Annotated in this window: 40 protein-coding genes; 4 read left to right on the top strand and 36 right to left on the bottom strand. The window is 50.1% G+C overall.

Features of this window, described 5'->3' with window-relative positions; all coding sequences use genetic code 11:
• Positions 1-9 precede the first annotated feature (9 nt).
• From rsmB to mscL, 3 genes are all read left to right on the top strand, one after another.
• Positions 10-1,299: a 16S rRNA (cytosine(967)-C(5))-methyltransferase RsmB gene (gene rsmB, locus J2X14_RS12575; RefSeq protein WP_352411533.1), complete on the top strand. Its 1,290-nt coding sequence runs from the start codon at positions 10-12 to the stop codon at positions 1,297-1,299.
• A gap of 39 nt (positions 1,300-1,338) precedes the next feature.
• Positions 1,339-2,715, top strand: a complete 1,377-nt coding sequence (trkA, locus tag J2X14_RS12570; protein WP_352411532.1) for a Trk system potassium transporter TrkA — start codon at positions 1,339-1,341, stop codon at positions 2,713-2,715.
• 129 nt (positions 2,716-2,844) lie between these two features.
• Positions 2,845-3,255, top strand: a complete 411-nt coding sequence (mscL, locus tag J2X14_RS12565) for a large-conductance mechanosensitive channel protein MscL (RefSeq protein WP_352411531.1) — start codon at positions 2,845-2,847, stop codon at positions 3,253-3,255.
• Positions 3,256-3,264: 9 nt separating this feature from the next.
• On the opposite strand, the gene J2X14_RS12560 is transcribed toward mscL, so the two are convergent.
• The 30 genes from J2X14_RS12560 to rpsJ form a co-directional block, all read right to left on the bottom strand.
• The gene (locus tag J2X14_RS12560; RefSeq protein WP_352411530.1) at positions 3,265-3,516 is read right to left on the bottom strand and encodes an alternative ribosome-rescue factor A; all 252 of its coding nucleotides are present in this window, start codon (positions 3,514-3,516) and stop codon (positions 3,265-3,267) included.
• A 186-nt stretch (positions 3,517-3,702) separates the two neighbouring features.
• Positions 3,703-4,071 (bottom strand): DnaJ family domain-containing protein, encoded by a 369-nt coding sequence (locus J2X14_RS12555; RefSeq protein WP_352411529.1) that lies wholly within the window; start codon positions 4,069-4,071, stop codon positions 3,703-3,705.
• Between the two features lie 121 nt (positions 4,072-4,192).
• Positions 4,193-4,579 (bottom strand): 50S ribosomal protein L17, encoded by a 387-nt coding sequence (rplQ, locus tag J2X14_RS12550; protein WP_003850180.1) that lies wholly within the window; start codon positions 4,577-4,579, stop codon positions 4,193-4,195.
• 40 nt (positions 4,580-4,619) lie between these two features.
• A complete protein-coding gene (locus tag J2X14_RS12545; RefSeq protein WP_352411528.1) occupies positions 4,620-5,609 on the bottom strand; it encodes a DNA-directed RNA polymerase subunit alpha in 990 nt (329 codons plus the stop codon).
• Positions 5,610-5,634: 25 nt separating this feature from the next.
• Positions 5,635-6,255, bottom strand: coding sequence for a 30S ribosomal protein S4 (rpsD, locus tag J2X14_RS12540; RefSeq protein ID WP_352411527.1), 621 nt, complete (start codon positions 6,253-6,255; stop codon positions 5,635-5,637).
• 31 nt (positions 6,256-6,286) lie between these two features.
• Positions 6,287-6,676: a 30S ribosomal protein S11 gene (rpsK, locus tag J2X14_RS12535; protein ID WP_004160563.1), complete on the bottom strand. Its 390-nt coding sequence runs from the start codon at positions 6,674-6,676 to the stop codon at positions 6,287-6,289.
• 16 nt (positions 6,677-6,692) lie between these two features.
• On the bottom strand, positions 6,693-7,049 hold the full coding sequence (gene rpsM / locus J2X14_RS12530) for a 30S ribosomal protein S13 (protein WP_008457189.1): 357 nt from the start codon (positions 7,047-7,049) through the stop codon (positions 6,693-6,695).
• 146 nt (positions 7,050-7,195) lie between these two features.
• Positions 7,196-7,312 carry a 50S ribosomal protein L36 gene (gene rpmJ, locus J2X14_RS12525; protein WP_004160566.1) on the bottom strand — a complete coding sequence of 39 codons (117 nt, stop codon included), beginning with the start codon at positions 7,310-7,312 and terminating at the stop codon, positions 7,196-7,198.
• Positions 7,313-7,343: 31 nt separating this feature from the next.
• Positions 7,344-8,675 carry a preprotein translocase subunit SecY gene (gene secY / locus J2X14_RS12520; RefSeq protein WP_085068456.1) on the bottom strand — a complete coding sequence of 444 codons (1,332 nt, stop codon included), beginning with the start codon at positions 8,673-8,675 and terminating at the stop codon, positions 7,344-7,346.
• Between the two features lie 7 nt (positions 8,676-8,682).
• A complete protein-coding gene (rplO, locus tag J2X14_RS12515) occupies positions 8,683-9,117 on the bottom strand; it encodes a 50S ribosomal protein L15 (RefSeq protein ID WP_249893129.1) in 435 nt (144 codons plus the stop codon).
• A gap of 3 nt (positions 9,118-9,120) precedes the next feature.
• Complete coding sequence (rpmD, locus tag J2X14_RS12510) at positions 9,121-9,300, bottom strand: 50S ribosomal protein L30 (RefSeq protein ID WP_004846568.1); 180 nt, start codon at positions 9,298-9,300, stop codon at positions 9,121-9,123.
• 6 nt (positions 9,301-9,306) lie between these two features.
• Positions 9,307-9,807: a 30S ribosomal protein S5 gene (gene rpsE / locus J2X14_RS12505; protein ID WP_085068460.1), complete on the bottom strand. Its 501-nt coding sequence runs from the start codon at positions 9,805-9,807 to the stop codon at positions 9,307-9,309.
• Between the two features lie 14 nt (positions 9,808-9,821).
• Positions 9,822-10,175 carry a 50S ribosomal protein L18 gene (gene rplR / locus J2X14_RS12500; protein ID WP_038629765.1) on the bottom strand — a complete coding sequence of 118 codons (354 nt, stop codon included), beginning with the start codon at positions 10,173-10,175 and terminating at the stop codon, positions 9,822-9,824.
• A 9-nt stretch (positions 10,176-10,184) separates the two neighbouring features.
• On the bottom strand, positions 10,185-10,718 hold the full coding sequence (rplF, locus tag J2X14_RS12495; protein ID WP_352411526.1) for a 50S ribosomal protein L6: 534 nt from the start codon (positions 10,716-10,718) through the stop codon (positions 10,185-10,187).
• 12 nt (positions 10,719-10,730) lie between these two features.
• Positions 10,731-11,123, bottom strand: coding sequence for a 30S ribosomal protein S8 (rpsH, locus tag J2X14_RS12490; protein WP_352411525.1), 393 nt, complete (start codon positions 11,121-11,123; stop codon positions 10,731-10,733).
• A 33-nt stretch (positions 11,124-11,156) separates the two neighbouring features.
• On the bottom strand, positions 11,157-11,462 hold the full coding sequence (gene rpsN / locus J2X14_RS12485) for a 30S ribosomal protein S14 (protein WP_352411524.1): 306 nt from the start codon (positions 11,460-11,462) through the stop codon (positions 11,157-11,159).
• A 14-nt stretch (positions 11,463-11,476) separates the two neighbouring features.
• Entirely contained in the window at positions 11,477-12,016 is a 540-nt protein-coding gene (rplE, locus tag J2X14_RS12480; protein ID WP_038629762.1) for a 50S ribosomal protein L5, read from the bottom strand.
• 14 nt (positions 12,017-12,030) lie between these two features.
• Positions 12,031-12,345, bottom strand: coding sequence for a 50S ribosomal protein L24 (gene rplX, locus J2X14_RS12475; RefSeq protein ID WP_038629761.1), 315 nt, complete (start codon positions 12,343-12,345; stop codon positions 12,031-12,033).
• A gap of 10 nt (positions 12,346-12,355) precedes the next feature.
• Positions 12,356-12,727 (bottom strand): 50S ribosomal protein L14, encoded by a 372-nt coding sequence (gene rplN, locus J2X14_RS12470; RefSeq protein ID WP_038629760.1) that lies wholly within the window; start codon positions 12,725-12,727, stop codon positions 12,356-12,358.
• A 415-nt stretch (positions 12,728-13,142) separates the two neighbouring features.
• A complete protein-coding gene (gene rpsQ / locus J2X14_RS12465) occupies positions 13,143-13,397 on the bottom strand; it encodes a 30S ribosomal protein S17 (RefSeq protein WP_003850147.1) in 255 nt (84 codons plus the stop codon).
• On the bottom strand, positions 13,397-13,588 hold the full coding sequence (rpmC, locus tag J2X14_RS12460) for a 50S ribosomal protein L29 (RefSeq protein ID WP_141178026.1): 192 nt from the start codon (positions 13,586-13,588) through the stop codon (positions 13,397-13,399). Before rpmC ends, rpsQ begins: the two co-directional genes overlap by 1 nt.
• Positions 13,588-13,998, bottom strand: a complete 411-nt coding sequence (gene rplP, locus J2X14_RS12455) for a 50S ribosomal protein L16 (RefSeq protein WP_008927134.1) — start codon at positions 13,996-13,998, stop codon at positions 13,588-13,590. Before rplP ends, rpmC begins: the two co-directional genes overlap by 1 nt.
• Positions 13,999-14,010: 12 nt before the next feature.
• Entirely contained in the window at positions 14,011-14,712 is a 702-nt protein-coding gene (gene rpsC, locus J2X14_RS12450; protein WP_085068468.1) for a 30S ribosomal protein S3, read from the bottom strand.
• 17 nt (positions 14,713-14,729) lie between these two features.
• On the bottom strand, positions 14,730-15,062 hold the full coding sequence (gene rplV / locus J2X14_RS12445; protein WP_007891659.1) for a 50S ribosomal protein L22: 333 nt from the start codon (positions 15,060-15,062) through the stop codon (positions 14,730-14,732).
• Positions 15,063-15,076: 14 nt separating this feature from the next.
• Positions 15,077-15,355 carry a 30S ribosomal protein S19 gene (gene rpsS / locus J2X14_RS12440; RefSeq protein WP_004929772.1) on the bottom strand — a complete coding sequence of 93 codons (279 nt, stop codon included), beginning with the start codon at positions 15,353-15,355 and terminating at the stop codon, positions 15,077-15,079.
• Between the two features lie 16 nt (positions 15,356-15,371).
• Positions 15,372-16,193 carry a 50S ribosomal protein L2 gene (rplB, locus tag J2X14_RS12435; protein WP_352411523.1) on the bottom strand — a complete coding sequence of 274 codons (822 nt, stop codon included), beginning with the start codon at positions 16,191-16,193 and terminating at the stop codon, positions 15,372-15,374.
• Between the two features lie 17 nt (positions 16,194-16,210).
• The gene (gene rplW / locus J2X14_RS12430; RefSeq protein WP_352411522.1) at positions 16,211-16,513 is read right to left on the bottom strand and encodes a 50S ribosomal protein L23; all 303 of its coding nucleotides are present in this window, start codon (positions 16,511-16,513) and stop codon (positions 16,211-16,213) included.
• A complete protein-coding gene (rplD, locus tag J2X14_RS12425; protein WP_010304939.1) occupies positions 16,510-17,115 on the bottom strand; it encodes a 50S ribosomal protein L4 in 606 nt (201 codons plus the stop codon). The genes rplW and rplD overlap by 4 nt, the downstream gene beginning before the upstream one ends.
• 10 nt (positions 17,116-17,125) lie before the next feature.
• On the bottom strand, positions 17,126-17,755 hold the full coding sequence (rplC, locus tag J2X14_RS12420) for a 50S ribosomal protein L3 (protein WP_352411521.1): 630 nt from the start codon (positions 17,753-17,755) through the stop codon (positions 17,126-17,128).
• 32 nt (positions 17,756-17,787) lie between these two features.
• On the bottom strand, positions 17,788-18,099 hold the full coding sequence (gene rpsJ, locus J2X14_RS12415) for a 30S ribosomal protein S10 (protein ID WP_001181005.1): 312 nt from the start codon (positions 18,097-18,099) through the stop codon (positions 17,788-17,790).
• Positions 18,100-18,484: 385 nt separating this feature from the next.
• On the opposite strand from rpsJ, the gene J2X14_RS12410 reads away from it, so the two are divergent.
• Entirely contained in the window at positions 18,485-19,267 is a 783-nt protein-coding gene (locus J2X14_RS12410) for a prepilin peptidase (protein ID WP_352411520.1), read from the top strand.
• Here J2X14_RS12410 and bfr read toward each other — a convergent pair.
• From bfr to rpsG, 6 genes are all read right to left on the bottom strand, one after another.
• On the bottom strand, positions 19,251-19,727 hold the full coding sequence (gene bfr, locus J2X14_RS12405) for a bacterioferritin (RefSeq protein WP_352411519.1): 477 nt from the start codon (positions 19,725-19,727) through the stop codon (positions 19,251-19,253). The genes J2X14_RS12410 and bfr overlap by 17 nt on opposite strands.
• A 373-nt stretch (positions 19,728-20,100) precedes the next feature.
• A complete protein-coding gene (locus J2X14_RS12400) occupies positions 20,101-22,080 on the bottom strand; it encodes a glycosyl hydrolase family 18 protein (RefSeq protein WP_352411518.1) in 1,980 nt (659 codons plus the stop codon).
• A 326-nt stretch (positions 22,081-22,406) separates the two neighbouring features.
• On the bottom strand, positions 22,407-22,601 hold the full coding sequence (gene bfd, locus J2X14_RS12395) for a bacterioferritin-associated ferredoxin (protein WP_352411517.1): 195 nt from the start codon (positions 22,599-22,601) through the stop codon (positions 22,407-22,409).
• A gap of 199 nt (positions 22,602-22,800) precedes the next feature.
• Positions 22,801-23,985, bottom strand: coding sequence for an elongation factor Tu (tuf, locus tag J2X14_RS12390; RefSeq protein ID WP_352411516.1), 1,185 nt, complete (start codon positions 23,983-23,985; stop codon positions 22,801-22,803).
• A gap of 69 nt (positions 23,986-24,054) precedes the next feature.
• The gene (gene fusA, locus J2X14_RS12385; protein ID WP_352411515.1) at positions 24,055-26,163 is read right to left on the bottom strand and encodes an elongation factor G; all 2,109 of its coding nucleotides are present in this window, start codon (positions 26,161-26,163) and stop codon (positions 24,055-24,057) included.
• 93 nt (positions 26,164-26,256) lie between these two features.
• Positions 26,257-26,727 carry a 30S ribosomal protein S7 gene (gene rpsG / locus J2X14_RS12380; protein WP_038629748.1) on the bottom strand — a complete coding sequence of 157 codons (471 nt, stop codon included), beginning with the start codon at positions 26,725-26,727 and terminating at the stop codon, positions 26,257-26,259.
• Between the last annotated feature and the right edge of the window lie 86 nt (positions 26,728-26,813).

The raw sequence follows: 26,813 nt of genomic DNA, 5'->3' as shown, positions 1-26,813 counted from the left end.
GATTCAAATATGAAAAAAACGGTTAATCTTCGCAGCCTTGCGGCCCAAACACTTGAGTGCGTAGTAGAACAGGGGCAATCACTGAGCAACCTGTTGCCAGCAGCACAAAAAAATCTCTCGGATAAAGATAGCGCGTTGTTGCAGGAGCTCTGTTTCGGCGTGTTGCGTACGTTACCGCTTCTTGAGGCCGTGATTAAGCAGCTCATGTCTCGCCCGTTAACCGGTAAGCAGCGCTCTCTGCACTTTCTGATAATGGTGGGGGTTTATCAGCTACTTTATACGCGTATTCCGGCGCACGCTGCGCTGGCTGAAACGGTTGAAGGCGCAACCGTTCTGAAACGCCCGCAGATGAAAGGCTTAATCAATGGCGTGTTACGCCAGTTTCAGCGCCAGCAGCCTGACTTAATGGCGCAGCTGGAGCACTCTACCCAGCGCTTTTTGCACCCGGGCTGGTTGCTGAAACGCTTACAGCAGGCCTGGCCAGAGCAATGGCAGCAAATTGTTGAGGCGAATAATCAACGACCGCCAATGTGGCTACGCGTTAACCGCCAGCATCATAGCCGTGAGCAGTGGCTGACGTTATTGCAGGAAAGCGGCAACGATGCCACGCCTCATCCCATTTACCCTGATGCGTTGATGTTAGAAACGCCTTCAGCGGTGGGCCTGCTACCCGGCTTCGATCGGGGATGGGTCACGGTACAAGATGCATCAGCGCAGGGCTGCATCACCTGGCTTACGCCACAGAACGGCGAACGAATTCTGGATCTGTGCGCGGCACCCGGCGGCAAAACAACGCATATTCTTGAAGCGGCGCCAGAGGCGCATGTTATGGCCGTTGATATTGATGCGCAGCGATTAAAGCGCGTTTATGAAAACCTGCAGCGGCTGAATATGCAGGCGGAGGTTAAACAGGGTGATGGACGTTTTCCGGCGCAATGGTGTGATGAGACCCCGTTCGACCGAATTTTACTGGATGCGCCCTGCTCCGCTACCGGCGTCATTCGCCGTCATCCTGATATCAAATGGTTGCGACGCGACCGTGATATTGCTGAACTGGCGGCGTTGCAGCGTGAAATTCTGGATGCCATCTGGCCTTATCTGAAGAGCGGCGGCACGCTGATTTATGCAACCTGTTCCATCCTGCCGGAAGAGAATAGCCTGCAAATTGAAAGCTTCCTGGAACGTCATCAGGATGCGGAACATGTTCCCCTTAGCGATGATGCAACCATTGGCCTGCAGTGTTTCCCGCATCCGCAGGATGGGGATGGCTTCTTTTACGCTAAGCTAATAAAAAGATAACGTAGTATGCGCTGCGGCAACCTATAAGTTGAAACAACGATGAAAATAATCATTCTCGGGGCGGGCCAGGTTGGCGGCACGCTGGCGGAAAATCTCGTAGGCGAAAACAACGATATTACCGTCGTGGATAAAGACGCTACGCGCCTGCGTCAGCTGCAGGACAAGTTCGATCTGCGCGTTGTGCAGGGGCACGGTTCTCATCCGCGTATTTTGCGTGAGGCCGGTGCGCAGGATGCTGACATGTTGGTTGCGGTCACCAGTTCCGATGAGACGAATATGGTTGCCTGTCAGGTGGCTTATACGTTGTTCAACACGCCCAACCGTATCGCCCGTATTCGTGCTGCCGACTATATTCGCGATGCGGAAAAGTTGTTTATACCGGAAGCCGTGCCGATCGATCACTTGATCTCGCCGGAACAGCTGGTAATCAATAATATTTACCGTTTGATCGAGTATCCCGGCGCATTGCAGGTGGTCAATTTCGCTGAAGGCAAAGTAAGCCTGGCGGTAGTGAAAGCTTATTATGGCGGCCCGCTGATTGGTAACCCGTTATCGATTATGCGGGAACATATGCCGCACATAGATACGCGTGTGGCGGCCATATTTCGCCAGGATCGCCCTATTCGTCCGCAAGGTTCAACCATTGTCGAAGCGGGCGATGAAGTCTTCTTTATCGCGGCCAGTCAGCATATCCGCGCGGTAATGAGCGAGATGCAGCGACTGGAAAAGCCTTACAAAAGAATCATGCTCGTTGGCGGCGGCAATATTGGCTATGGCCTGGCGCTGCGGCTGGAAAAAAACTACAGCGTAAAACTGATTGAACGTAATCAGCAGCGCGCTGCGGAACTGGCGGAACTGCTGCAGGATACGATCGTTTTTTATGGCGATGCTTCGGATCAAGAATTATTAGCTGAAGAACATATCGATCAGGTCGATCTTTTCATTGCCGTAACCAACGACGATGAAGCGAACATCATGTCAGCGATGCTGGCTAAAAAAATGGGCGCCAAAAAAGTTATGGTGCTTATCCAGCGTCGTGCCTATGTCGATTTGGTACAGGGCAGCGTGATTGATATCGCGATTTCGCCTCAGCAGGCCACCATCTCAGCTCTGCTTAGCCATGTACGAAAGGCGGATATTGTGAGTGTTTCATCATTGCGTCGCGGTGTTGCCGAGGCGATTGAAGCTATCGCGCACGGGGACGAAACGACATCGCGCGTGGTTGGCCGCCTGGTTGAAGAAATTAAACTGCCTCCAGGTACTATCATCGGTGCCGTAGTACGCGGCGATGATGTCATGATTGCCAATAACAACCTGCGCATTGAGCAAGGCGACCATGTCATTATGTTCCTGACCGACAAAAAGTTCGTCCCGGACGTGGAACGACTTTTCCAACCCAGCCCGTTTTTCCTGTAAACCCGCTAAGCAGCAGGGAAGCTGCTTACCCATCCCGCCGCGTAGATCCTCAGCACTTAGCTAATTGACCATGGCAAACCCTGTTTCGTTTGTTAGACTTTATGGTTTGGCAATGGAAAGGAGCTGTTTATGAGTTTATTTAAAGAATTTCGTGATTTCGCCATGCGTGGCAACGTGGTCGATCTGGCTGTTGGTGTCATTATCGGCGCAGCCTTCGGCAAAATTGTTTCATCATTGGTTGCAAACATCATTATGCCGCCGCTGGGGTTATTGATCGGCGGAGTAGATTTTAAGCAGTTTAAATGGATTTTAAAACCAGCTCAGGGCGAAACGCCGCCGGTGGTAATGGAATATGGCATCTTCTTACAAAACATCTTTGATTTCGTCATTATCGCATTTGCGATTTTCATCGCTATCAAACTGATGAATAAACTGCATAAGAAGAAAGAAGTGGAAAAACCGGCAGCCAAACCGAGCGCGGAAGCGACTTTATTAACTGAAATTCGTGACTTGATGAAACAGCAGAACGATAAAGGCTAAGTTTGCTAATTATCCTGGATAAGAAGCAAAGGCCGTAGCCTGAAGTAAGGTGCCGGATGCACTCTTACTCACCAAAAGGCCAGTGGTAAAGTCTGCTTTACCACTGGCCTCCCAGCCGGATTTGTTGTTTTTCGCTTTACGTCGATAGCTGCCTTTACCTTTTACATTTACTTCGATCCGCGTTTTAAACAGAGGATCGTGCAGTAAAGCCTCGATCGCATTATTTTTGATCTTACCTTTCTTATGCTGGTAACCAGACATGGTCTCTCCTTTGGTGAAATTCGGATATGTATATAGCTCTGTTTTTTACTGAAATCAATGGTGGACCGGATTTACCGCGCTATTTTTTACTGCACTTAATACCAGGCTTTCCAGAACGAGCAGTTAACATTGCTTTATGGCGTGAGGGCAGCCTCCCACCGGTCAGAATATCCAGGACGATGAACTTTATTCAACTACAAAATGCTGGGCGATAGCATCGCGGTATTGCCCGGAAAGAAAATCGGTATTCATTCCTGCCTGTCTGAGTTTTATTTCCAGCAGACGCAGGCGTTTTAAGGTGCCGCTGTGCGCGATATCCAGGGGATCAAGGCTTTTTAACAGGTCGTTAAGCTCCAGCGCTTCGCGGCGAATCTCCAGTTCCGGTGGTAAATAACCCGCGTTTTTTAACAGGCGATAGCCCGCACGAAGCTCAGCAGGAACCTGACTGTCATCGTCAAGTACCAGTGGCTCCCCTTCTCCAGCCAGGCCTTCCAGTTCACCTTTTTGCTGTGCTTCACGAATATGTTGCTCAGCCAGCTGATCGATTAGCCACATAGTATGCTCCGCAAAATGTCAGAGTTTCAGGATAGCGCAGAATAGAAAGAGGTAAAGCGGAGATAAAATGCGGGTATAAAAAAACCGGGCACCAGGCCCGGTTTCTTTAACATACAGCAGATTACTCTGCTGCAGCTTCTGCTTGAGCTTCTGGACGATCAACCAGCTCGATGTAAGCCATCGGAGCGTTGTCACCAGCGCGGAAGCCACACTTCAGAATGCGAGTGTAACCACCGGCACGGCTCGCGAAACGCGGGCCCAGCTCGTTAAACAGTTTTGCCACGATCTCGTTATCACGAGTACGGGCGAATGCCAGACGACGATTAGCTACGCTGTCGGTCTTGGCAAGAGTAATCAGCGGCTCAACTACGCGACGCAGCTCTTTCGCTTTCGGCAGGGTCGTCTTGATGATCTCATGACGAACCAAAGAGCCGGCCATGTTGCGGAACATAGCCTGACGATGGCTGCTGTTGCGGTTCAGTTGACGACCACTCTTACGATGGCGCATGACCTTATCCTTCTCAGTAAAACCTTAACCTGCGATCGGGTTATTCATCAGCGATGCTTGCCGGTGGCCAGTTTTCCAGGCGCATGCCCAGAGACAGACCACGTGAGGCCAGCACGTCTTTAATCTCAGTAAGAGATTTTTTACCAAGGTTAGGCGTTTTAAGTAGCTCAACCTCAGTACGCTGTACCAGATCACCGATGTAGTGGATAGCTTCTGCCTTAAGGCAGTTAGCAGAGCGGACAGTCAATTCCAGATCGTCAACAGGGCGCAGCAGGATCGGATCGAATTCTGGTTTCTCTTCTTTCACTTCTGGCTGACGTACATCACGCAGGTCAACAAAAGCTTCCAGTTGTTCAGCCAGAATGGTCGCCGCACGACGAATCGCCTCTTCAGGATCGATAGTGCCGTTGGTTTCCATTTCGATGACCAGCTTATCCAGGTCGGTACGCTGTTCTACGCGCGCAGCTTCAACATTGTAGGCGATACGGTCTACAGGGCTGTAGCAGGCGTCGACTAACAGACGGCCGATTGGGCGCTCATCTTCTTCCGAATGAATTCGGGCAGAAGCCGGCACATAACCACGACCACGCTGAATTTTGATACGCATATTGATTGATGCGTTTTCATCGGTCAGATGGCAGATCACGTGCTGCGGCTTGACGATTTCGACATCACCATCATGGGTAATGTCGGCTGCAGTCACAGGGCCAATGCCAGATTTATTCAGCGTAAGGATGACGTCATCTTTACCCTGAACTCTTACCGCCAGCCCTTTCAGGTTAAGCAGGATTTCCAGGATATCTTCCTGTACGCCCTCTTTTGTGCTGTACTCATGAAGTACACCATCAATCTCAACCTCGGTCACCGCGCAACCCGGCATGGATGACAGCAGAATACGGCGCAGTGCGTTACCAAGAGTATGGCCAAAGCCACGCTCTAAAGGCTCAAGGGTCACCTTGGCGTGCGTCGAACTCAGTTGCTCGATATCTACCAGGCGCGGTTTTAGAAACTCTGTCACAGAACCCTGCATTGTGTCCTCTCTTTGGTACTAAGCTTTACTTGGAGTAAAGCTCGACGATCAGGTGTTCGTTAATGTCCGCAGACAGATCGGTACGTTCAGGAATACGCTTGAACACACCTTCCATCTTAGTTGCATCAACTTCCAGCCAGGTTGGCTTTTCACGCTGCTCAGCCAGCTCCAGAGCGGCTTTCACGCGAGACTGCTTTTTGGCTTTCTCGCGGATGCTGACTACGTCATTCGGAGATACCTGATAAGAAGCGATGTTAACAACGCGACCATTTACCATGATGGATTTATGGCTAACCAGCTGACGTGCTTCTGCACGAGTGGCGCCAAAGCCCATACGATAAACTACGTTGTCCAGACGACCTTCCAGCAGTTGTAACAGGTTTGCACCGGTGTTGCCTTTCAGACGTGCTGCTTCTTTGTAATAGTTACGGAACTGACGTTCCAGCACGCCGTACATACGACGAACTTTCTGTTTTTCACGTAACTGACCGCCGTAGTCAGACAGACGCGGTTTACGCGCACCGTGCTGGCCAGGGGCTTGTTCAATCTTACACTTGGAATCGATCGCGCGAACGCCAGACTTCAGGAATAAGTCTGTGCCCTCACGACGGCTCAGCTTGAGCTTAGGACCCAAATATCTTGCCATTTTCTTTCTCCAACTATCCTAAAAACGGGCGTTATACGCGACGTTTTTTCGGCGGACGACAACCGTTGTGAGGGATCGGAGTCACATCAGTAATGTTCGTGATGCGGAAACCTGCGGCGTTCAGAGCACGAATGGTAGATTCGCGACCCGGACCCGGACCCTTAACCATAACTTCCAGATTCTTGATACCGTAATCTTTCACGGCCTCTGCGCAGCGCTCAGCAGCAACCTGGGCTGCGAACGGCGTAGATTTACGAGAACCACGGAAACCGGAACCACCGGCAGTTGCCCAACCCAGTGCGTTACCCTGACGGTCAGTAATGGTAACGATGGTGTTGTTAAAAGAAGCATGGACATGAGCCACGCCATCTGAGACTTGTTTTCTTACACGCTTACGTGCACGGACTGGTGCCTTTGCCATTATTCAATCACCCCGATTATTTCTTGATCGGTTTGCGCGGACCCTTACGGGTACGGGCGTTGGTCTTGGTACGCTGACCGCGCACTGGCAGACCACGACGATGACGCAAACCGCGATAGCAACCAAGGTCCATCAGACGCTTGATGCTCATACTCACTTCACGGCGCAGATCACCTTCAACGACAAATTTGGCAACTTCGTCACGCAGCGTGTCGATTTGTTCTTCAGACAGCTCACTGATCTTAACATCTTCAGCGATACCCGCAGCAGCACAGATGGCCTTGGAGCGAGTCTTGCCGACGCCGTAAATCGAAGTTAATGCGATTACAGCATGTTTCTGATCAGGAATGTTAATGCCTGCTATACGGGCCACTATGCACTCCTACTATTTAATATGTACGCACCATGCTGAAAAGCCCGTTTTCAGGATACTCAAATGGAAACGCACAGACATACAAAAGATTGGCTGGCTAATCTAGCCAGCTCAACCCAACTTTGCAAGAAAAATATGCGAGAAAATCAGCCCTGGCGCTGTTTATGCTTAGGCTCGGCGCTGCAAATCACACGCACGACGCCGTCGCGACGGATGATTTTGCAGTTACGACATAATTTCTTGACGGAAGCACGAACTTTCATTTTTACTCTCCGTAACTTCTCAAGCGCCTGATTAGCGGCTATAGCCTTTCAGGTTTGCTTTCTTCAATGCAGACTCGTACTGACTGGACATCATCAGAGTTTGCACTTGAGCCATAAAGTCCATGATGACAACAACGACGATAAGTAGTGAGGTCCCACCGAAGTAGAACGGTACTTTCATCGCATCACGCATGAACTCCGGGATCAGGCAGATGAAAGTAATGTAGAGCGCACCAACTAGCGTCAGACGCGTCATCACTTTATCGATGTACTTCGCCGTTTGCTCTCCCGGACGAATTCCTGGTACAAATGCACCAGACTTCTTCAGGTTATCTGCTGTTTCGCGCGGATTGAAAACCAATGCCGTATAGAAGAAACAGAAGAAGATGATTGCAGTCGCATAGAGTAGCACATAAAGCGGCTGTCCTGGCTGCAAATACATTGAAATAGTTGTCAGCCAGTTCCATCCTGTGCCACCACCAAACCATGAGGCTATGGTAGCCGGGAACAGGATAATGCTGGAGGCGAAAATTGCCGGGATAACCCCTGCCATATTCACCTTCAACGGCAAATGTGTGCTCTGTGCAGCATAGACACGACGGCCTTGCTGACGTTTCGCATAGTTCACCACAATGCGGCGTTGACCACGCTCAACGAAAACAACGAAGAAGGTCACTGCAAATACGAGAACTGCAACCAACAGCAACAGAAGGAAGTGCAGGTCGCCTTGCCGCGCTTGCTCAATGGTATGGCCAATGGCCGGCGGAAGCCCCGCAACAATACCAGCAAAGATTATGATCGAGATACCGTTACCGATACCGCGTTCAGTAATCTGCTCGCCCAGCCACATCAGGAACATGGTTCCCGTAACCAGACTCACAACAGCGGTGAAGTAGAAGGCAAAGCCTGGATTAATTACCAGGCCCTGCATCCCAGGCATATTCGGTAAACCGGTAGCAATACCGATTGACTGAAAAATAGCCAACACCAGAGTGCCGTAACGGGTGTACTGACTAATCTTACGACGGCCAGCCTCCCCTTCTTTCTTTATTTCTGCCAGGGCGGGATGAACCACCGTCAGCAGCTGGATAATAATTGACGCCGAAATATACGGCATAATACCCAGAGCAAAGATAGAAGCACGGCTTAACGCACCACCAGAGAACATGTTAAACATTTCAATGATGGTGCCACGCTGTTGTTCAAGCAGTTTGGCAAGTACAGTGGCATCGATACCAGGGATCGGAATAAAAGAGCCAATGCGGAATACAATCAGCGCACCGATGACAAACAAAAGTCTGCGTTTCAGTTCGCCGAAACCACCCTTGGCACTTTGGAAATCTAATCCTGGTTGCTTAGCCATCTGCTACTTATTCCTCAATTGTACCGCCAGCAGCTTCGATTGCAGCACGAGCGCCTTTAGTGACACGCAGACCGCGAACCGTAACCGGTGCAGAAACTTCGCCAGACAGAATCACTTTCGCGAATTCAATCTGAGTACCGATGATGTTTGCTGCTTTCAGCGTATTCAGGTCAACGATACCGCCTTCCACTTTCGCCAGCTCGGACAGACGGATTTCCGCCGTAACCATCGCTTTGCGAGAAGTGAAGCCGAATTTCGGCAGACGACGGTACAGAGGCATCTGACCGCCTTCGAAACCACGACGTACGCCACCGCCAGAACGAGAGTTCTGACCTTTGTGACCGCGGCCGCCGGTTTTACCGAGACCAGAACCGATACCACGACCCAGGCGTTTACCCGCCTGTTTTGAGCCTTCGGCCGGAGACAGAGTATTCAAGCGCATCTGTTACTCCTCCACTTTAACCATATAGGAAACAGCGTTAACCATACCGCGTACAGCAGGCGTATCTTCACGCTCAACGGTATGACCAATGCGACGCAGACCCAGGCCAAGCAGCGTTGCCTTATGCTTAGGCAAACGGCCGATTGCACTACGGGTTTGTGTAATTTTGATCGTCTTTGCCATGGTCAATTACCCCAGAATGTCTTCAACGGATTTACCACGCTTGGCAGCGACCATTTCCGGAGATTTCATATTTTCCAGGCCATCAATAGTTGCACGAACCACGTTAATCGGGTTGGTGGAACCATAGGTTTTAGCCAGAACGTTATGAACTCCAGCGACTTCCAGGACGGCGCGCATTGCACCACCGGCGATGATACCGGTACCTTCAGAAGCCGGTTGCATGAACACACGGGAACCTGTGTGCGCACCTTTAACAGGGTGCTGCAGGGTGCCGTTAGTCAGCGCGACGTTAATCATGTTGCGACGGGCTTTTTCCATCGCTTTCTGGATCGCTGCCGGTACTTCACGCGCTTTACCGTAACCAAAACCTACGCGACCGTTACCATCACCCACTACAGTCAGTGCGGTGAAGGAGAAAATACGGCCACCTTTAACAGTTTTAGATACACGGTTTACCGCGATCAGTTTTTCCTGCAGTTCGCCAGCTTGTTTCTCGATGTGTGCCATCTTAGACCTCTACCTTAGAACTGAAGGCCAGCTTCACGGGCAGCTTCTGCCAGTGCCTGGACGCGACCATGATATTGGAAACCGGAACGGTCGAAAGCAACGTCTTTGATGCCTTTTTCCAGCGCGCGCTCAGCAATAGCTTTACCTACCGCAGAAGCAGCGTCTTTGTTGCCGGTGTACTTCAGTTGTTCAGAGATAGCTTTTTCTACAGTAGAAGCAGCAACCAGAACTTCAGAGCCGTTCGGGGCGATGACCTGTGCGTAAATATGACGCGGGGTACGATGTACCACCAGGCGAGTAGCACCCAGCTCTTTGATCTTGCGACGTGCGCGGGTCGCACGACGGATACGAGCAGATTTCTTATCCATAGTGTTACCTTACTTCTTCTTAGCCTCTTTGGTACGCACGACTTCGTCGGCGTAACGAACACCCTTGCCTTTGTAAGGCTCAGGACGACGGTAGGCGCGCAAGTCAGCCGCAACCTGGCCGATCAGCTGTTTATCTGCACCTTTCAGTACGATTTCAGTCTGAGTCGGACATTCTGCAGTGATTCCCGCAGGCAGAGCGTGTTCAACCGGGTGAGAAAAACCCAGTGAAAGATTCACGACATCGCCTTTAACGGCTGCACGATAACCTACACCAACCAGCTGCAGCTTCTTAGTGAAGCCTTCGGTAACACCGATAACCATTGCGTTCAGCAGCGCACGGGCAGTACCCGCCTGCGCCCAGCCGTCAACGAAACCTTCGCGCGGAGCGAAAGTCAGAGCGTTGTCAGCATGCTTAATTTCAACAGCATTATTGATAGTACGAGTCAGCTCGCCGTTTTTACCTTTAATCGAAATTTCCTGACCGTTGAGTTTTACCTCTACGCCGGCAGGAACAACGACAGGTGCTTTAGCAACACGAGACATTATATTCCTCCGTTAAGCCACGTAGCAGATAATTTCGCCACCAAGACCAGCCTGGCGCGCTGCACGATCAGTCATAACACCTTTAGAGGTAGAAATAACAGCAATACCCAGTCCAGCCATTACCTTCGGCAGCTCATCTTTTTTCTTATAGATGCGCAGACCAGGACGGCTAACACGTTGAATGCTTTCTACCACAGCTTTACCTTGGAAATACTTAAGAGTCAGTTCCAGTTCCGGCTTGGTGTCGCCTTCGATTTTGAAATCTTCAATATAACCTTCTTCCTTCAGCACGTTGGCGATTGCCACTTTCAGCTTGGAGGAAGGCATGGTGACCGCAACTTTGTTCGCGGCCTGACCGTTACGGATACGGGTCAGCATATCCGCGATCGGATCTTGCATGCTCATCTGTCTTTACTCCCGTGATTCAATTGGTGACAATTACCAGCTAGCCTTTTTCAGACCCGGGATCTCACCGCGCATAGCGGCTTCACGGACCTTGATACGGCTCAACCCGAACTTCCGCAGGAAACCATGCGGACGACCTGTTTGACGGCAGCGGTTACGCTGACGAGACGGGCTGGAATCACGCGGCAGACTCTGCAGCTTGAGAACAGCATTCCAACGATCTTCGTCGGAGGCGTTCACATCAGAAATGATCGCTTTCAGTTCTACGCGCTGTGCGAAGAATTTGTCTGCTAATTTCTCACGCTTGACTTCGCGTGCTTTCATTGATTGCTTAGCCATTAAGTAACCCTACCTTACTTGCGGAACGGGAAGTCAAAAGCAGCCAGCAGAGCACGGCCTTCATCATCAGATTTCGCAGTAGTGGTAATGGTAATATCCAAACCACGAACGCGATCGACTTTGTCGTAGTCGATTTCTGGGAAGATGATCTGCTCACGGACGCCCATGCTATAGTTACCACGACCATCGAAAGACTTCGCAGACAGGCCACGGAAGTCACGAATACGCGGTACAGCAATAGTGACCAGACGCTCAAAGAACTCCCACATGCGTTCGCCACGCAGAGTTACTTTACAGCCGATCGGATAGCCCTGACGGATTTTGAAGCCTGCAACTGATTTGCGTGCTTTGGTGACCAGCGGTTTTTGACCGGAGATTGCTGCCAGGTCAGCTACTGCGTTATCCAGCAGCTTTTTGTCAGCGATCGCTTCACCAACACCCATGTTCAGGGTGATCTTCTCGACCCGAGGGACTTGCATGACAGAATTGTAGCCAAACTCAGTCATGAGTTTTTTAACTACTTCGTCTTTGTAGTAATCATGCAGTTTCGCCATCGTACTACTCCAAATTACTTGATAGTTTCGCTGTTAGACTTGAAGAAACGGACTTTCTTTCCGTCTTCGAATCTAAAGCCTACACGGTCAGCCTTGCCGGTAGCCGCATTGAAGATAGCAACGTTAGAAACCTGAATTGCAGCTTCTTTTTCAACGATGCCGCCTGGTTGGTTCAAAGCCGGAACCGGCTTCTGATGTTTCTTCACCAGGTTGATACCTTCAACAATGACCTTGCCAGAAGACAGGACATTTTTTACTTTACCGCGCTTACCTTTATCTTTACCGGTCAGCACGATAACTTCGTCATTACGACGGATTTTCGCTGCCATTGCTCGCTCCTTAGAGTACTTCTGGTGCCAGGGAGATAATTTTCATGAACTTTTCATTACGAAGTTCACGAGTTACCGGCCCAAAAATACGCGTTCCGATAGGCTGCTCGCTGTTATTGTTCAGAATAACGCATGCATTACCATCGAAGCGAATGACAGAACCGTCAGGGCGACGAACACCCTTCCTGGTGCGCACCACTACCGCCTTAAGCACATCACCTTTTTTCACTTTACCACGCGGAATTGCTTCCTTGATGGTAACTTTGATGATGTCGCCTACGCCTGCGTAGCGACGGTGCGAGCCACCCAGAACCTTGATACACATTACGCGACGTGCACCGGAGTTGTCGGCGACGTTCAGCATAGTCTGTTCTTGGATCATTTTAGTGCTCCGCTAATGTCAACTACTACTTCGGGACCCAAACAACGGGTCGTTAGAAAGCCCCATAATTGAGGGCGCGGCATTATAACACCGGTCCCCGCAGATGGGTAGAAAAAATAAACGGCTCATATCGAGCCGATATTTGAACCTGTAAATTAAGGAACGCGACATTCTAAGGAATTGTTCACGTTGTAGCAATCGTAATCTGCACACTTCTTCATCTTATTGATGGTTATTCTTCTGTAGGAGGCAGAAAGCCGCTCCAGACGTGCTTATTTGTCACTTCAGCGTCACCTGCCCGGCACGTTGCCGCTGCAATGCTGACAAATTTGCCGGTATGAACGTCTTCCGCTGACCGCAGGCAAAAAAAAACCCTCTGCCGAGGCAGAGGGTTTTAGTAAGAAAGAGGATTCTATTACAGAACCGCTTTCTCAATAACGCGAACCAGAGTCCATGACTTAGTCTTGGACAGCGGACGGCATTCGCGGATTTCTACCACGTCACCGATACCACATTCATTGTTCTCGTCATGGATGTGCAGCTTAGTCGTACGCTTAATGAATTTACCGTAGATCGGGTGCTTCACGAAACGCTCGATAGCAACAACTGCAGATTTCTGCATTTTGTCACTAACAACACGACCTTGCAGAGTACGAATTTTATCGGTCATTACGCACCCGCCTTCTCAGTCAGTAAAGTTTTAACGCGTGCAACATCACGGCGCACATTCTTCAGCAGATGAGTCTGCTGCAGCTGGCCAGATGCTGCCTGCATGCGCAGGTTAAACTGCTCACGCAGCAGGTTCAGCAGCTCAGTGTTCAGCTCTTCAATGCTTTTTTCACGCAGCTCTTTTGCTTTCATTACATCACCGTCTTAGTAACAAAGGTGGTTTTGATAGGCAGTTTTGCTGCTGCCAGCTTGAATGCTTCACGGGCCAGCTCTTCCGGAACGCCGTCCATTTCATACAGGACTTTACCCGGCTGGATCAAGGCAACCCAATACTCCACGTTACCTTTACCTTTACCCATACGCACTTCCAGCGGCTTCTCGGTGATCGGTTTGTCCGGGAATACACGGATCCAGATCTTACCTTGACGCTTAACTGCACGGGTCATAGCACGACGTGCTGCTTCGATCTGACGAGCAGTCAGACGACCACGGCCAACAGCTTTCAGACCGAAAGTACCGAAGCTCACATCCGTACCGGCAGCCAGACCACGGTTGCGGCCTTTGTGCACCTTACGGAATTTTGTACGCTTTGGTTGTAACATCAGCGACTCTCCTTACTTACGGCCTTTACGCTGCTGCTTTTTCGGTTGAGCAGCCGGTTTTTCCGGTTGTTCAACAGCAGCCATACCACCCAGGATCTCACCTTTGAAGATCCATACCTTAACGCCGATTACACCATAAGTGGTGTGCGCTTCAGAGGTGTTGTAGTCAATGTCAGCACGCAGGGTGTGCAGCGGTACGCGACCTTCGCGGTACCATTCGGTACGTGCGATTTCTGCGCCGCCCAGACGGCCACTGACTTCAACTTTAATACCTTTAGCGCCCAGACGCATTGCGTTCTGTACAGCACGCTTCATCGCACGACGGAACATCACACGACGCTCCAGCTGAGAAGTGATGCTGTCAGCAACCAATTTCGCGTCCAGTTCCGGTTTACGGACTTCGGCGATATTGATCTGCGCAGGAACGCCAGCGATATTCGCTACAACGTTGCGCAGTTTTTCTACGTCTTCGCCTTTTTTACCGATAACGATGCCCGGGCGAGCGGTGTGAATGGTCACACGGATGCTTTTAGCCGGACGCTCGATAACGATGCGCGATACAGACGCTTTAGCCAGTTCTTTAGTCAGGAACTGACGCACTTTAAAATCGCTGTCCAGGTTGTCAGCGAATTCTTTGGTATTAGCGAACCAGGTAGAGTTCCAGGGTTTAACAATACCCAGTCGAATACCATTAGGATGTACTTTCTGACCCATTGCTAGTCTCCAGAGTCTCAGCGATCGGACACAACCACAGTAATGTGGCTGGTGCGCTTCAGGATGCGATCTGCACGACCTTTCGCACGCGGCATAATGCGCTTCATGCTTGGGCCTTCGTCGACGAAAATTTTCGCGACTTTCAGATCGTCGATATCAGCGCCATCGTTGTGTTCTGCGTTAGCAATGGCAGATTCCAGAACTTTCTTGACCAGTACAGCCGCTTTCTTATTGGTGTAGGTCAGGATGTCCAGAGCCTGCGACACTTTCTTACCGCGAATCAGGTCAGCCACCAGGCGAACCTTTTGAGCAGAAGAACGAGCGTGGCGATGTTGAGCAATAGTTTCCATCTCTTCCTCCTGCCTTAGCGTTTCTTGGCTTTTTTATCAGCCGCGTGACCGCGATAAGTACGAGTCGGCGCGAATTCACCCAGCTTGTGACCAACCATTTCGTCGGAAACAAAGACAGGTACGTGCTGACGACCATTATGGACAGCGATGGTCAAACCGATCATATTTGGAAAGATCGTTGAACGACGGGACCAAGTGCGCAGGGGCTTCTTGTCACCGCTTTCCACCGCTTTCTCTACCTTCTTCAGCAAGTGCAGGTCAATAAATGGACCTTTCTTGAGAGAACGTGGCATGGCTTATCCTCTAATATTATTTGCTACGGCGACGTACGATAAATTTATCAGTACGCTTGTTGCTACGGGTCTTCTTACCTTTGGTCTGAACGCCCCACGGAGATACCGGGTGCTTACCAAAGTTACGACCTTCACCACCACCGTGCGGGTGATCTACTGGGTTCATCGCAGTACCACGAACGGTCGGACGAACACCACGCCAGCGAGCTGCACCTGCTTTACCCAGAACGCGCAGCATATGCTCAGCGTTACCGACTTCGCCCAGTGTTGCGCGGCAGTCAGATTCGACTTTACGCATTTCACCTGAACGCAGACGCAGGGTTACGTAGGAACCTTCACGCGCAACGATCTGCACGTAAGTACCAGCAGAACGAGCAATCTGACCGCCCTTGCCTGGTTTCATTTCTACGTTATGTACGGTGGAACCAACCGGGATGTTACGCATCGGCAGGGTGTTACCTGCTTTGATCGCAGCATCAACGCCAGACTGAATCTGGTCGCCAGCTTTCAGGCCTTTAGGGGCCAGGATGTAACGGCGTTCGCCATCTTTGTACAGAACCAGCGCGATGTTCGCGGAACGGTTCGGATCGTACTCAAGACGTTCAACAACTGCCGGGATACCGTCTTTGTTGCGTTTAAAGTCAACGATACGGTAAGCCTGCTTATGACCACCACCAATGTGACGCGTGGTGATGCGGCCATTGTTGTTACGGCCACCGGATTTGCTGTTTTTTTCCAGCAGCGGAGCAAATGGTTTGCCCTTGTGCAGCTCTGGGTTCACCACTTTAACTACGTGGCGACGACCCGGAGATGTCGGTTTACATTTAACAATTGCCATTGTTCTTCTCCTCCGACTTACTCTGCGCCGCCGACGAAGTCCAGATTCTGGCCTTCTTTCAGGGTGACGTAAGCTTTCTTCCAGTCGCTACGACGACCAATACGCTGTCCATGACGCTTAACCTTGCCTTTAACGACCAGGGTGTTCACGTCTTTGACTTCAACTTCAAAAAGTTTCTGCACAGCGGCTTTGATTTCTGCTTTGGACGCGTCTTTCGCAACTTTGAGAACGATGGTGTTGGTTTTTTCCATCGCGGCAGACGCTTTTTCAGAAACGTGCGGCGCGCGCAGCACTTTCAGCAGACGTTCTTCACGGATCATGCCAGCATCTCCTCAACTTGCTTAACTGCGTCAGCAGTCATAACGACTTTGTCGAAGGCGATCAGGCTAACCGGATCGATACCTGCTGCATCACGCACGTCAACCTTGTACAGGTTACGCGCAGCCAGGAACAGATTCTCATCCAGTTCACCGGTGATGATCAGCACGTCTTCCAGCGCCATATCTTTCAGTTTCTGTGCCAGCAGCTTGGTTTTCGGTGCTTCTACAGAGAACGTCTCGACAACAATCAGACGATCCTGACGTACCAGCTCGGACAGGATGCTTTTCAGCGCGCCGCGGTACATCTTTTTGTTAACTTTTTGACTGTGATCCTGCGGCTTCGCAGCGAAAGTCACACCACCTGAACGCCAGATCGGGCTCTTAACAGAACCTGAACGCGCACGGCCGGTGCCTTTCTGGCGCCACGGTTTTTTACCGGAACCAGTTACTTCAGCACGGGTTTTCTGAGCACGAGTACCTTGACGGGCACCAGCTGCATAAGCAACAACAACCTGATGTACCAGCGCTTCGTTGAAATCACGACCGAAGGTAGTTTCGGAAACAGTCAGCGCGCTTTGCGCGTCTTTCAATACTAATTCCATTGCTATCCCCTTACGCCTTCACAGCTGGTTTAACGATCAGGTCGCTACCGGTAGCACCGGGAACTGCACCTTTAACCAGCAGCAGGTTGCGCTCAGCGTCAACACGTACTACGTCCAGGCTCTGAACGGTTACGCGCTCATTACCCAGCTGGCCTGCCATTTTCTTGCCTTTGAACACTTTGCCCGGAGTCTGGTTCTGACCGATAGAACCCGGAACGCGGTGAGACAAGGAGTTACCGTGTGTAGCGTCCTGGGTACGGAAGTTCCAGCGCTTAACGGTACCGGCGAAACCTTTACCTTTAGAGGTACCAGTTACGTCAACTTTCTTAACTTCAGCGAAAATTTCAACGCTGAGGTCCTGGCCAACGGTATATTCTTCACCTTCAGCGGTGCGGAATTCCCACAGACCACGGCCAGCTTCTACGCCAGCTTTAGCAAAATGACCTGCTTCAGGTTTGGTCACACGGTTTGCTTTTTTAGCACCGGTGGTAACCTGGATGGCGCGGTAACCGTCGCTGTCCAGACCTTTAACCTGAGTAACACGGTTTGCTTCAACTTCGATAACGGTTACTGGGATAGAAACGCCTTCTTCAGTGAAGATGCGGGTCATACCCACTTTTTTACCGACTAAACCAATCATTGTTTCAACCTCTCAATCGCTCGGTGACCTGATTAACCCAGGCTGATCTGCACGTCTACACCGGCAGCCAGATCCAGACGCATCAGAGCATCAACGGTTTTTTCAGTTGGCTCAACGATGTCAACCAGACGCTTATGAGTGCGGATTTCATACTGATCACGCGCGTCTTTGTTAACGTGCGGGGAGATCAGAACGGTAAAGCGCTCTTTGCGGGTCGGCAGCGGGATCGGACCACGGACCTGCGCACCAGTGCGCTTGGCAGTCTCAACGATTTCCGCGGTTGATTGATCGATCAGACGATGATCAAACGCTTTAAGACGGATACGGATTCTTTGGTTCTGCATGAGACCAGAGCTCCAATTATTTTATAAACGAAAAGAATTACTCCTCGCACCCATTACGATTGATGGGGGAGTGTAATCGTTCAGCATATAACTCCCCAATCGGGAGTATTGTCAGGCCAGTCGATATCCGACTCGCCTGCGATTCTGCTCGAATCGCGCTCGCAATATTAGCAAGCCCGCGCATTATACGGGAATCCGCTCAGATAGCAACCCGTTGAAGAGCATTGCGCTAAAAAAATGGAAGCGGCCACGCGAACGTGGTGGGCACAGCGCAACCGGCTATTTTTCTTTGCGAGCCGACTTCAGCGGCAGGTAACAGGCGAAAGACAGATTCAACGCGACGCTTTACCCTAAAGCAACTCACAGAAGGCTAAAAGGGAATGGTATGCTGTCGCTTCTACTGGCAGGGCTGTCAGGTTTGGTGGTGGGAAGTTTTCTCTGTCTGGCGGCCGATCGCTATCGGCCTGATGCTACCGCACGGCAATGGCTGCTTTCACTCGCTCTCCCCTCTTCCCACTGCGCGGAATGCGGTCATCACCTTATGTGCAGAGATTTGATCCCTGTTTACAGCTGGTGTCGCGCGCAAGGAAAATGTCGTTACTGCCAGATCAAGCTTCCGCGGCGTTTGCTGATTACGGAGATTCTCACCTCTCTGCTGTTTACCTTACTGGTAAGTTATCAAACCTCTCCTGTCTCGCTGCTCTTTTCACTGCTTTTTAGTGCAGCGCTGATTGTGCTTAGTCTCATCGATCGACAACATCTTTTGTTACCCGACGCCATTACGCTTCCGCTGCTGTGGCTGGGGCTGCTTTATCACCTGATGCTGCTACCGGCAGGTCTGGCTTCTGCCGTTACCGGCGCTTTGCTCGGCTGGCTTTGTTTATGGATGCTCTATTGGGGATTCTGGGGATGGTATCGCAGGAAAGGTATCGGCTATGGCGATATGAAATTGTTTGCCGCGTTAGGCGCGTGGTGTGGCTGGCAGGCGCTGCCTTTGATTGCCACTGCTGCTGCCGTGCTGGGCTTATCACGCTTTATGTTTTGTTACTGGCAAAATAAAGCTGCCGACTGGCATCGTCGACAGCCATTTGGACCTTGTCTGGCTATAGCAGGTTGGATTATCTTTGTTTGGCAAACGCAGGCGGTTGATGCTATTGCTCTTCCCTGATTTGCGCTTGCAGATAGTTCTGGATGCCCATTTTCTGTATTAACTCCAGCTCGGTTTCCAGCCAGTCAATGTGCTGCTCTTCGTCTGCAAGGATTTCAATCATCATATCCCGGCTAACGTAATCAAACACTTTATCCGCCCAAGCAATCGCCTCGCGCAGATCTTTCGCCCCTTCGACTTCAAGCGCCAGATCGGAACGCAGCATCTCTTCGACATCTTCGCCAATGCGTAACCGGCCTACATCCTGAAGATTGGGGATGCCTTCCAGAAAAAGAATACGCTCAATGTATTTATCCGCGTGCTTCATCTCATCGATGGATTCGTGATATTCCACATCATTTAAGCGCATCAATCCCCAGTTTTTGAACATCCGCGCATGAAGAAAGTACTGATTGATAGCAACCAGTTCATTTCCCAACAGTTTATTCAAATGGCTTATGATTTTTGCATCGCCTTTCATTATGCTTCCTCCGCTTCCAGTTACTTTGAGCCTATACCGGGTTTTTAATCTTGCCACTTTCTCCTCTGTTCTCCTTACTGGTTTGGGCGGTGTATCGCGCTTGAATGCTCAACGGCGAGTTTTGCTTCAGGCGACAGAGAGCCGAAATTCGAACCTCTTACCGGCGCTAAGCATGTAAGGTTATGGGCAGCCAGAAGAAAGGGAGTCGTTTGCGCAGGAATATGAAAAATGAGAGAGCTGCACGTTGAACAGCGGTGCCCGGACATTCTTTTGCGCAAGAGGTGATAACAGATTAAAGAAGGCTAAATAGCAAAAACGCCGCCTGAAGAGAAAACAGGCGGCGCAGCCATCGGACGTGACTCCTTAAGTCATCTTACTTAAGCATATCTTCCGTTATGATAATACTTTTCAGTAGCTTACTGGACTCTACAATATGGCTCGCGTTGGGCTTGCCGGTAGCCAGAACCACCCTTACTTCATCGCCTACTTTCGGTTCTGCCGTAAAGTTTGTTTTTACGGTTACCCCACCATCATCATGGTAAGTATTGTAGGAGTAATATGATTTACCGTTGTATATCTCGCCTTCATAGGTGTCATTGATATAGATCACAATGCGTTTTTCAGCATTAAACGTTTCTTTATCCAGCGTGGTTTTGATAGCGACCCTGCCATTAGGCTGACGGGCAACCTCATACTTAAGGTTAAGTCCTATTTCCTGCGAAAGCAGCTTCGCGGAGATAGCACCCAATTCATGATCTTCTGTGTCACCACTCAGGTCCCAGATAATGGCACCGCCATAACCCTCACGTTCGATATAGTCTACTTTCCCCTTAATCGATGCGGCATCATCATAAGTATGGAACTCTTTTGTACGGACGTTATAGAGATAAGGCACTTGCGCCTGCGCATCCCAGTAACGTTTGAACTTGTTACTCAGCGCCATCTGCTTAAGCTTGCGATAAGGGTTGGTCCCGGTGAACTCGTTCTGATCGTCCCACTGGCCTTTTACCCCTGCGCGTCCTTCATTAAACAGCCCCGGCAGACCCGCAACTTTTTCACTACCTGCGACAGAATCCCATGCTCGACCATACCATGACAGGCCGACCATCAGTTTGCTTTTCGGTATGCCCCAGGTTTGGTGATATTCCTTCATAGTGGAATCGATATTAAATTTCTTATCATTATCAAGGGCGTTGGCATAAAGCGGCGAATTATGCCCGGTAATTTCATCAAAAGCGCCGTGATAGTCGTAGCTCATGACATTAACGCTATCAAGCAGAGGAGCCGTCACTGCCGGATTGGTATAAATAATGTTGTTATGATTTGCTGTAACCGCCGATGAGAGTTGGAAATAGCGATCGTTTTTTAAGCCTAATGCATCCAGCTTAGCGCGCAGGCTTTTGAGCAGTTGAGTATACTGTGCCGCCTGTTTTTCGGTGGCGGGATACTCCCAGTCAATATCGACGCCATCAAAGCCCCATTCCATCATGTAGTCAACAATGCTCTGGGATAGCCGTTCTACCCGGTACGCCGTAGCCGTAGCGGCCTCGAAAACATTAACCTGGTTTGCTACAGGCTCATTACAACGCTCCGCGCAAAGCTGAGAGTTGGTATAGCCCCCTACAGAAAGCATATTTATCACGCCCGCCTTTTTAGTGCGCTTAGCAATATCTTTCATTAATGCTGGCGCTTTCCAGGTATCATGCGTCTCAATAACCCCGGCAGGAGTAACAACAGCAAAACCATAATTTAAGTGGGATATTTGATCATAAGCCACTTTGTCTGGCGTAAAATAATCATGCGCCTCATAGACGCCCCACTCCGGGAAATAGCCAATAACTTTACGCTTACCAGCAGATTTTTCTTTAAGTTCTTTTTGGTAATCCAGCGCCTGCTGCCCGGTATATGGGCTAAAGCGTAACACTTTAATAATGTCAGGTTTAGCAGGTTTCAATTTCAGCCAGACAGGATCTACACCCGGTAACTGTCCCGGACCCGCCCACCATTGATTTTGCCAGAGCCAACCATCATGAATAATATATTGATTTTTTGTGTCATACACTTTCGTTTCATCATAAGCGTAGTTAATAAAATCATAGCTATATTCAGCAACGGTTACTGAAACCTCTCCAAAGAATGTTATTTCTTTATTATCTTCACTTTTGCCACCAGGAAAAACTTCATGCCATGTTTTTCCATCATCAGTTGAATACATATGCCCTTCATTTAACCCAACGATAACATTTTTCTGGTCATCAACCAGCAAGTCATCATTCACCGCCAGCGCATTATAGCTTGCCATTACGGTACAGCTTGCCAGCAATAATCCTTTTGCTATTTTATTCAAACGCATTTATTTCCCTCTGAATTATTAATTTTTTCAATTAATCGGTTTCTTTCAGGATGATATAAATTACCTTTTTGATATCACCGCGAATTGCGTAAAAAAGAAATCGACTACAAGAGGGACAATATATAACGTCGAAATAGATATCGTGATAAATCTGCTTAATTAATAAATATTGGTTTTTAACGTGAAAAATATAGGCCGGGATAAGAAACAACAGAACAGATTACAATGCCGTCGGAGGAGAGCGCGTAGCCTGTATGTCTGTAACAACAAGCTTGCGCCGCTGGTAAAGGTGGGTGAGCGAATAATCTGGTTTTCAGCAGCATTTATTAAGCTATCTCTTTATATTCTGCCAGCAACAGCAATTCTTCATCCATAATTTCACGCGTGGTGCGAATGCATTTCCCGCATTGCTGACCAACCGGCACAATTTTTCGCAAATGTTGGATCGATTTTGGCTGATGGCGACGTATAGCTTCGCGGATAGTTTTGTCACTAATCGCATTACACAGACAGACGTACATTCAACGACTCCAGTACAAATTTTGATCGCATTCTAAATGAGAATCGTTTGTATTACAACATGCAGTTTGTAGGGATTAATGCGGGCGGGTCGTGTGAAGTGTCACAAAATTAAGAGAGAATTAAAAATGAAAAAAAGAGCGCCGAAGCGCTCTTTTTCAGGCTAAAGCGGGACCAAAGGTTCCGCCAGCTTATCGACAATTAAGCGATAATTTTAGCAACAACGCCCGCGCCTACGGTACGGCCGCCTTCACGGATTGCGAAACGCAGACCGTCGTCCATCGCGATCGGGTGGATCAGGGTAACAACCATTTTGATGTTGTCGCCCGGCATTACCATTTCAACGCCTTCCGGCAGTTCAACGGAACCCGTCACGTCAGTAGTACGGAAGTAGAACTGAGGACGGTAGCCTTTGAAGAACGGAGTATGACGGCCGCCTTCGTCTTTGGACAGAACGTAAACTTCTGATTCAAAGGTGGTGTGCGGCTTGATGGAGCCCGGCTTAGCCAGAACCTGGCCACGCTCGATCTCTTCACGTTTGATACCACGCAGCAGAACACCAACGTTCTCACCAGCCTGGCCCTGATCCAGCAGTTTGCGGAACATTTCAACGCCGGTACAGGTAGATTTCGCAGTATCTTTGATACCAACGATTTCAACTTCTTCACCAACTTTGATCACGCCACGCTCAACACGACCGGTAACAACGGTACCACGGCCAGAGATTGAGAATACGTCTTCGATCGGCAGCAGGAACGGCAGATCGATAGCACGCTGCGGGTCAGGGATGTAAGAATCCAGGTGACCAGCCAGCTCAACGATTTTCTCTTCCCACTCAGCTTCGCCTTCCAGCGCTTTCAGCGCGGAACCGCGAACGATCGGGGTGTCGTCGCCCGGGAAGTCGTACTGTGACAGCAGGTCACGGACTTCCATTTCAACCAGTTCCAGCAGCTCTTCATCATCAACCATGTCACATTTGTTCAGGAACACGATGATGTAAGGAACGCCAACCTGGCGACCCAGCAGGATGTGCTCACGGGTCTGCGGCATCGGGCCGTCAGTCGCAGCAACAACCAGGATAGCGCCGTCCATCTGAGCAGCACCGGTGATCATGTTTTTCACATAGTCGGCGTGGCCCGGGCAGTCAACGTGCGCGTAGTGGCGAGACGGGGTTTCATATTCAACGTGAGAAGTGTTGATGGTGATACCACGTGCTTTTTCTTCCGGCGCGTTATCGATCTGATCGAACGCACGAGCCTGGCCACCGTAAGTTTTAGACAGAACGGTGGTGATAGCTGCGGTCAGAGTGGTTTTACCGTGGTCAACGTGGCCGATAGTACCAACGTTAACGTGCGTTTTGTTACGCTGAAATTGCTCTTTCGCCATGGCGATATTCCTTACTGTTATGCCCTCATCCGTGATGAGGGCATCTGTTCACTATTCTAAAACCGTAGCTTATTTGCTACGAGATTCAATAACGGCCTGAGCGACGTTGTTCGGCGCTTCCGCGTACTTCAGGAACTCCATGGAGTAAGAAGCACGGCCCTGGGTCTGAGAACGCAGGTCAGTAGCATAACCGAACATTTCAGACAGCGGTACCTGAGCGCGAACGGTTTTACCGGTAGCGGTGTCATCCATACCTTCGATGATACCGCGACGACGGTTCAGGTCACCGATTACGTCACCCATGTTCTCTTCCGGCGTTTCAACTTCAACCTTCATGATCGGCTCAAGCAGAACCGGCTTCGCTTTCTTAAAGCCGTCTTTAAACGCCAGAGATGCAGCCAGTTTAAACGCCAGTTCAGAGGAGTCCACATCATGGTAAGAACCGAAGTGCAGACGAACGCCCAGATCAACTACCGGATAACCCGCCAGCGGACCAGATTTCAGCTGTTCCTGGACGCCTTTGTCAACCGCAGGGATGTATTCGCCAGGAATCACACCGCCTTTGATGTCGTTGACAAATTCGTAACCTTTGCCGCCCGGCTCCAGCGGGTACATGTCGATCACAACATGACCATACTGACCACGACCACCAGACTGTTTCGCGTGTTTACCTTCGACATCCTTGATGGTGTCGCGGATAGTTTCACGGTAAGCAACCTGCGGTTTACCAACGTTAGCTTCAACGTTGAACTCGCGCTTCATACGGTCAACGATGATGTCGAGGTGCAGTTCGCCCATACCAGCGATGATGGTCTGGTTAGATTCTTCGTCAGTCCATACGCGGAATGACGGGTCTTCTTTCGCCAGACGTCCCAGAGCCAGACCCATTTTTTCCTGGTCAGCTTTGGTTTTCGGTTCAACCGCGATAGAGATAACCGGCTCCGGGAACTCCATACGTTCCAGGATGATCGGGTTAGCCGGATCACACAGGGTATCACCGGTGATCACGTCTTTCAGACCGATCGCCGCAGCGATATCGCCCGCGCGAACTTCTTTGATCTCTTCACGTTTGTTAGCGTGCATCTGTACGATACGGCCAAAACGCTCACGCTGTGATTTCACAGAGTTCAGTACGGTATCACCTGAGTTAACCACGCCTGAATAAACGCGGAAGAAGGTCAGGTTACCCACGAACGGGTCGTTGGCAATTTTGAACGCCAGAGCAGAGAACGGCTCTTTATCGTCAGAGTGACGCTCTGCCGGAGTATCTTTACCGTCGTCCAGCATACCTTTGATAGCCGGTACGTCGGTCGGTGCTGGCAGGAATTCAACCACTGCATCCAGCATCGCCTGAACACCTTTGTTCTTAAACGCAGAACCACAGGTAACCAGGATGATCTCGTTGTTCAGCACGCGCAGACGCAGTGCTTTCTTGATCTCTTCCTCGGTCAGCTCTTCGCCGCCAAGGTATTTCTCCATCAGATCTTCAGAAGCTTCTGCTGCAGATTCGATCAGGTTCTGATGCCATTCTTCAGCCAGGTCAACCATGTCAGCCGGGATATCTTCATAAGTGAAGGTCACGCCTGCATCTTCTTCGTTCCAGTTGATGGCTTTCATTTTGATCAGGTCAACAATACCGGTGAATTTCTCTTCAGCGCCGATAGCCAGCTGCAGAGGAACCGGGTTTGCACCCAGACGGGATTTGATCTGACCAACAACTTTCAGGAAGTTGGCGCCCATGCGGTCCATTTTGTTAACGAACGCGATGCGCGGAACTTTATATTTGTTAGCCTGACGCCATACGGTTTCAGACTGCGGCTGAACACCACCAACCGCACAGTAAACCATTACCGCGCCATCAAGAACACGCATGGAACGTTCAACTTCGATGGTGAAGTCAACGTGTCCCGGGGTGTCGATGATGTTGATGCGGTGCGGCTCAAACTGCTTGGCCATACCTGACCAGAACGCGGTGGTCGCAGCAGAAGTAATGGTAATACCACGTTCCTGCTCCTGTGCCATCCAGTCCATGGTTGCAGCGCCATCATGTACTTCACCGATTTTGTGGTTAACACCGGTGTAGAACAGGATACGCTCGGTGGTAGTGGTCTTACCGGCGTCGATGTGAGCACTGATACCGATGTTACGGTAACGTGAAATGGGTGTTGTACGAGCCATTTGATTCCTCGGATTTTCGGACGTTCAAAACAAGTCATCCCCAGCGGGTTGGCTAATTGAGCGCCCGCTGGGTTAACAATAACTACGCGGTTATTACCAGCGGTAGTGAGCGAACGCCTTGTTGGCTTCGGCCATACGGTGAACGTCTTCACGTTTCTTCACTGCAGTACCTTTGTTCTCAGCAGCATCAGAAAGTTCGTTCGCCAGGCGCAGAGCCATCGATTTATCACCGCGTTTACGAGCAGCTTCTACGATCCAACGCATTGCCAGAGCATTACGACGAACCGGACGGACTTCAACTGGTACCTGATAAGTAGAACCACCAACGCGACGTGACTTAACTTCGACAGTCGGGCGCACGTTGTCCAGAGCTACTTCGAAAGCTTCCAGTTCGGTTTTACCAGAACGCTGAGCCAGGGTCTCCAGCGCGGTATACACGATTGCTTCAGCGGTAGATTTTTTACCGTCTACCATCAGGATATTTACAAATTTGGCCAGCAGCTCAGATCCGAACTTAGGATCTGGCAGGATTTTACGTTGACCAATGACGCGACGACGTGGCATGGAAATACTCCGTTGTTAATTCAGGATTGTCCAAAACTCTACGAGTTTATTTTGACATTTAATTTAAAACGTTTGGCCTTACTTAA

The sequence above is a fragment of the Mixta sp. BE291 genome, assembly GCF_031457955.1.
Lineage (GTDB): Bacteria > Pseudomonadota > Gammaproteobacteria > Enterobacterales > Enterobacteriaceae > Mixta.
This window is presented reverse-complemented; position numbering and strand designations above follow the sequence as displayed.